Raw genomic sequence first — 5,328 nt, forward strand, 5'->3', positions numbered from 1 at the left:
GAGTTCGTTCGTGCCGTTCTTCCACACCGTGCCGTCCGCAGCTCGCCAGTTGTCGACAGACTTCTGGGCGAACGCGCTCGACATCGGCGCGGCAAGCGCGGCCGACGCGAAAAGCATCGCCACCTTGTTCAGTTTCTTCATTGATTCTCCTCTCAAGGAAAGCCGCAGTTGCCTGCGATACGTCCGAATAGGAAGCGGAAATTTCAGGGCAAACACCTGCTGTTTGCGAGTGCTTGCCACCGACAACTCATTGTGCCATAGGGTGTCGGACGGGCCGTATTTTGGGCCGGTGCGCGCAGGACAGCGCCCACCATGTTGCGGCGCCACCACAAGACGCCGCCCGTAGAATCATTGTTTTCGCGGCTCCCGCTGCGCACGCTCTGTGCACCGGCCCGCCAAACAGGCCCCGCCCGCCTCGCCTCGATGACTTCATTCGCCAAGGAAACTCTGCCCATCAGCCTCGAAGAGGAGATGCGGCGCTCGTACCTCGACTACGCGATGAGCGTGATCGTCGGGCGCGCCCTGCCCGATGCACGCGATGGCCTGAAGCCCGTGCATCGGCGCGTGCTGTTCGCGATGCACGAGCTGAACAACGACTGGAACCGGCCGTACAAGAAGTCGGCGCGTATCGTCGGCGACGTGATCGGTAAGTACCACCCGCACGGCGACACTGCGGTGTACGACACCATCGTTCGCATGGCGCAGGACTTCTCCCTGCGCCACATGCTGGTTGATGGCCAGGGCAACTTCGGCTCGGTCGACGGCGACAACGCGGCCGCGATGCGGTACACCGAAATCCGCCTGTCGAAGATCGCGCACGAGATGCTGGCCGATATCGACAAGGAGACCGTCGACTTCGGCCCCAACTACGACGGCTCGGAGAAAGAGCCGCTGGTGCTGCCGGCACGTGTGCCCAATCTGCTGGTCAATGGCGCTGCCGGCATCGCGGTGGGCATGGCCACCAACATCCCGCCGCACAACCTGAACGAAGTCGTCGATGCGTGCCTGCACCTGCTGAAGGCGCCCGAGGCGACGATCGACGAGCTGATGGAAATCATCCCGGCACCGGACTTCCCGACCGCCGGCATCATCTATGGCGTGAACGGGGTGCGCGAAGGCTACCGCACCGGTCGCGGCAAGGTGATCATGCGTGCCAAGGTGCACTTCGAGGACATCGATCGCGGCTCGCGCCAGTCGATCATCGTTGACGAGCTCCCTTACCAGGTCAACAAGAAGACGCTGCTCGAGCGCATCGCCGAGCTGGTGCACKAGAAGAAGATCGAGGGCATCAGCCACATCCAGGACGAGTCGGACAAGTCCGGCATGCGGGTGGTGATCGAACTCAAGCGCGGCGAAGTGCCCGAAGTGGTGCTGAACAACCTGTACAAGCAGACTCAGCTGCAGGACACGTTCGGCATCAACATGGTCGCGCTGATCGACGGCCAGCCCAAGCTGTGCAACATCAAGCAGCTGCTCGAGATCTTCCTCGAGCACCGCCGCGAGGTGGTCACCCGCCGCACGGTGTACGAGCTGCGCAGGGCGCGCGAGCGTGGCCACGTGCTGGAAGGCCTGGCCGTTGCGCTGGCCAACATCGACGAGTTCATCGAGCTGATCAAGAACTCGCCGACGCCGCCGGTGGCCAAGACGGCCTTGATGTCCAAGAGCTGGGACTCGTCGCTGGTGCGCGAGATGCTGGCGCGCGCCGAAGGCGACACCCCCGGCGGCCGCGAAGCCTACCGCCCCGAGGGCCTGCCGGCTCACTACGGCATGCAGCCCGATGGTTTGTACCGCCTGTCCGACGACCAGGCCGGCGAAATCCTGCAGATGCGCCTGCAACGCCTGACCGGGCTGGAGCAGGACAAGATCATCGGCGAGTACAAGGAGGTGATGGCGGTCATTGCCGACCTGCTGGACATCCTGGCCAAGCCCGAGCGCGTGACGATCATCATCAGCGGCGAGCTGACCGCGCTGCGGCAAGAGTTCGGCCAGACCAAGGTCGGCGCGCGCCGCTCGGTGGTCGAGCACAACGTGCAGGAACTGGGCACCGAAGACCTGATCACGCCCACCGACATGGTGGTGACGCTCAGCCACACCGGCTACATCAAGAGCCAGCCGCTGGCCGAGTACCGTGCGCAGCGCCGCGGCGGCCGTGGCAAGCAGGCCGCGCAGACCAAGGAAGACGACTGGATCGACCAGCTCTTCATCGCCAACACGCACGACTGGATTCTTTGCTTCAGCAACCGCGGTCGTGTGTACTGGCTGAAGGTATGGGAAGTTCCGCAAGGCGGTCGCGCCTCGCGCGGCAAGCCCATCGTCAACATGTTCCCGCTGCAGCCGGAAGAGAAGATCACCGTCGTGCTGCCGCTGACTGGCGAATTCCGCAGCTTCCCGGCCGATCACTACATCTTCATGTGCACGGCACTCGGCACGGTCAAGAAGACCGCACTCGACGAGTTCAGCAACCCGCGCAAGGCCGGCATTATCTCGGTCGACCTCGACCAGGGCGACCACCTGATCGGCGCCGCGCTGACCGACGGCAAGCACGACGTGATGCTGTTCTCCGACGGCGGCAAGGCAGTGCGCTTCGACGAAGACGATGTGCGCTCGATGGGCCGCAACGCCCGCGGCGTGCGCGGCATGATGCTGGACGACGGCCAATCGGTGATCGCGATGCTGGTCGCCGAAGACGAGACCCAGAGCGTGCTGACCGCGACCGAAAACGGCTTCGGCAAGCGCACCTCGATCGTCGAATACACCCGCCACGGCCGTGGCACCAAGGGCATGATCGCGATCTCGCAAAGCGAGCGCAACGGCAAGGTCGTGGCCGCCACGCTGGTGCGGCCTAACGATGAGATCATGCTGATCACCGACAAGGGTGTGCTGGTGCGCACCCGGGTCAGCGAAATTCGCGAGCTCGGCCGCGCCACGCAGGGCGTGACGCTGATCGCACTCGACGATGGTTCCAAACTCTCCGGTCTGCAGCGCATCGTCGAAAACGATGCCCAGCCCGATATCGACAACGAAGCGGAAGGCGGTTCGCCGTCCAACGAGGAAGGTGACGCATGATGCCCCGTACGATGATCAAGCCGGCGCTGCTGGCCCTGGCGCTCRCCGCCGCCCTGCCGGCGGCCTACGCGCAGTCGAAGAAGGAATTGGCCGCCAAGGTCGTGTCGCTGCAGCTGCCCGCTGTCGACGCCATGGCCGCCGGCATTGCGCGCGACACCGCTGCGCGCCTGATGGACGCCGCCGGCCAGGCCTTGGGCGGCGTGCCCGAGGACAAGCGCGAAGCGCTGGGCAAGCAGGTGCAGGCCGACGTGAAGGCGTTCTACGACGACATCCTGGTCCGCCTGCACGACAGCGGCGTCAAGAATGCGCCGCTGGTGCTGGGCCCGATGCTCGAAGAGAAGTTCAGCGAAGACGAGCTGAAGCAGATCGCCGTCTGGCTCGATTCGCCGGCCGCGAAGAAATTCCAGCAGATCGGCGGTGAGATGCAATCGCAGATGTCGCGCAAGCTGGTGGACGACACCCGCCCCGCCATCGAGCCGAAGCTGAAGACGTTGGAGCAGACGCTGCAGAAGCGCTTCGCCCAATTCGCCCCCGCCGGCGCCGCCAGCGCCCCTGGCCCCGCCGCTTCCGGCGCGAAGCCGGCCTCTGCCCCCGCCAAGAAGAAGTAAGTCCGAAAAGCACGTCCGCATGCCCGCAGCGCCACAACGCCCGTTCAATTTCTCCGCCGGTCCTGCCACGCTGCCCGAGCCGGTGCTGCGTCAGGCGGCCGAAGAAATGCTGGACTGGCATGGGTCGGGCATGGGCGTGATGGAGATGAGCCACCGCGGCAAGGAGTTCATCAGCATCTACGAAGATGCCGTGAGCACCTTGCGCGAGTTGCTCGCGGTGCCGCCGAATTTCCACATCCTGTTCATGCAGGGTGGTGGCCTGGGCGAAAACGCGATCGTGCCGATGAACCTGGCCGGCGCCACGCCAGGCGGCATGGTCGACGTGGTGGTCACCGGCTCGTGGAGCCAGAAGTCGCTGAAGGAAGCGCAGCGCTACGCCGATGCACGCGCCGCGGCGAGCAACGAGGGCGATGGCCGCACTGCGCTGCCGCCGCCCGCATCGTGGGCCTTGCGCGAAGGCGCAGCCTACGTGCACGTGTGCTCGAACGAGACCATCGACGGCCTTGAGATGGCCATGCTGCCGGACCTGGCCGCGCTCGGTTGCCGAGCCCCGCTGGTGGCCGACTGCTCCTCGCACATCCTGTCGCGCCAGATCGATTGGTCGCGCGTCGGCGTCGCCTTTGCCGGCGCCCAGAAGAACATCGGCCCGGCCGGCCTGACGCTGGTCTTCGTGCGCGACGACCTGCTCGGCCGCGCACTGCCGATCTGCCCTTCCGCCTTCGACTACTCGGTGGTCGCGGCCAATGGCTCGATGTACAACACGCCGCCGACCTACGCGATCTACATCGCCGGCCTGGTCTTCCAGTGGGTCAAGGCCCAGGGCGGCGTGGCCGAGATGGACCGGCGCGCAGCAGAAAAGTCGGCGCTGCTGTACAACTACCTCGACAACTGCGGCGGCTTCTACCGCAACCGCATCGCGAAGGACGCCCGTTCACGCATGAACGTGCCCTTCTTCCTCACCAACGAAACCCTCAACGACGCCTTCCTGGCCGGTGCACGCGAAGCCGGTTTGTTGCAGCTCAAGGGCCACAAGTCCGTGGGCGGCATGCGGGCCTCCCTCTACAACGCCATGCCGCTGGCCGGGGTGCAGACCCTGGTCGGCTACATGAAGGACTTCGCCCGTCGCCATGGCTGACCCCGCTGCCCCCAACATCCAACCCGATCTGCTGGCGCTGCGCGAGCAGATCGACACGCTGGACCGCGAACTGCTGGCGTTGCTGAACCGCCGCGCCGGCTTGGCGCTGGCCGTTGGCGACCTGAAGAAGAAGGAAGGCTCGGTCGTCTTCCGGCCCGAGCGCGAAGCGCAGGTGATCGACGGCCTGAAGTCAGCCAATCCGGGCCCGCTGGGCACCGACAGCGTGGCGCCGATCTGGCGCGAGATCATGTCGGCCTGCCGCGCGCTTGAAACGCCGACGCGCGTGGCCTACCTCGGCCCAGCCGGCACTTTCAGCGAAGAGGCCGCACTCGGCTTCTTCGGCTCGTCGATCGTGCGCGTGCTTTGCGCGAGCATCGACGAGGTCTTCTCGATGACCGCCGCCGGCGCGGCCGATTTCGGCGTCGTGCCGGTCGAAAATTCGAACGAAGGCGTGGTCRCTCGTTCACTCGACATCCTGCTGACCACCCCGCTGTTCATCATTGGCGAGACCAGCCTGTT

General features: G+C 65.5%; 4 protein-coding genes and 1 pseudogene. 4 read left to right on the plus strand and 1 reads right to left on the minus strand.

All coding sequences use genetic code 11. The features are described from left to right. Positions 1 to 141 (minus strand): annotated as a pseudogene (locus tag AC1DYI_RS25400) (outer membrane protein OmpA); the annotation flags it as partial. 282 nt (positions 142 to 423) lie between these two features. Between AC1DYI_RS25400 and gyrA the strand changes: the two are divergent. The 4 genes from gyrA to pheA form a co-directional block, all read left to right on the plus strand. Next, positions 424 to 3,066 (plus strand): DNA gyrase subunit A, encoded by a 2,643-nt coding sequence (gene gyrA / locus AC1DYI_RS25405; RefSeq protein ID WP_477206916.1) that lies wholly within the window; start codon positions 424 to 426, stop codon positions 3,064 to 3,066. Continuing rightward, entirely contained in the window at positions 3,066 to 3,674 is a 609-nt protein-coding gene (locus tag AC1DYI_RS25410) for a hypothetical protein (RefSeq protein WP_477206917.1), read from the plus strand. The genes gyrA and AC1DYI_RS25410 overlap by 1 nt, the downstream gene beginning before the upstream one ends. Before the next feature lie 19 nt (positions 3,675 to 3,693). Further along, complete coding sequence (gene serC, locus AC1DYI_RS25415) at positions 3,694 to 4,809, plus strand: 3-phosphoserine/phosphohydroxythreonine transaminase (RefSeq protein WP_477206918.1); 1,116 nt, start codon at positions 3,694 to 3,696, stop codon at positions 4,807 to 4,809. Continuing rightward, a partial coding sequence (pheA, locus tag AC1DYI_RS25420) for a chorismate mutase (protein ID WP_477206919.1) occupies positions 4,802 to 5,328 on the plus strand: 527 nt, incomplete at its 3' end. The genes serC and pheA, both read left to right, overlap by 8 nt.

The organism is Ideonella sp. P3_A4 (assembly GCF_056403075.1).

Excerpts from the sequence above, each read along its gene's own strand:
- serC (WP_477206918.1), top strand. The coding sequence starts at position 3,694 with ATGCCCGCAGCGCCACAACGCCCGTTCAATTTCTCCGCCGGTCCTGCC.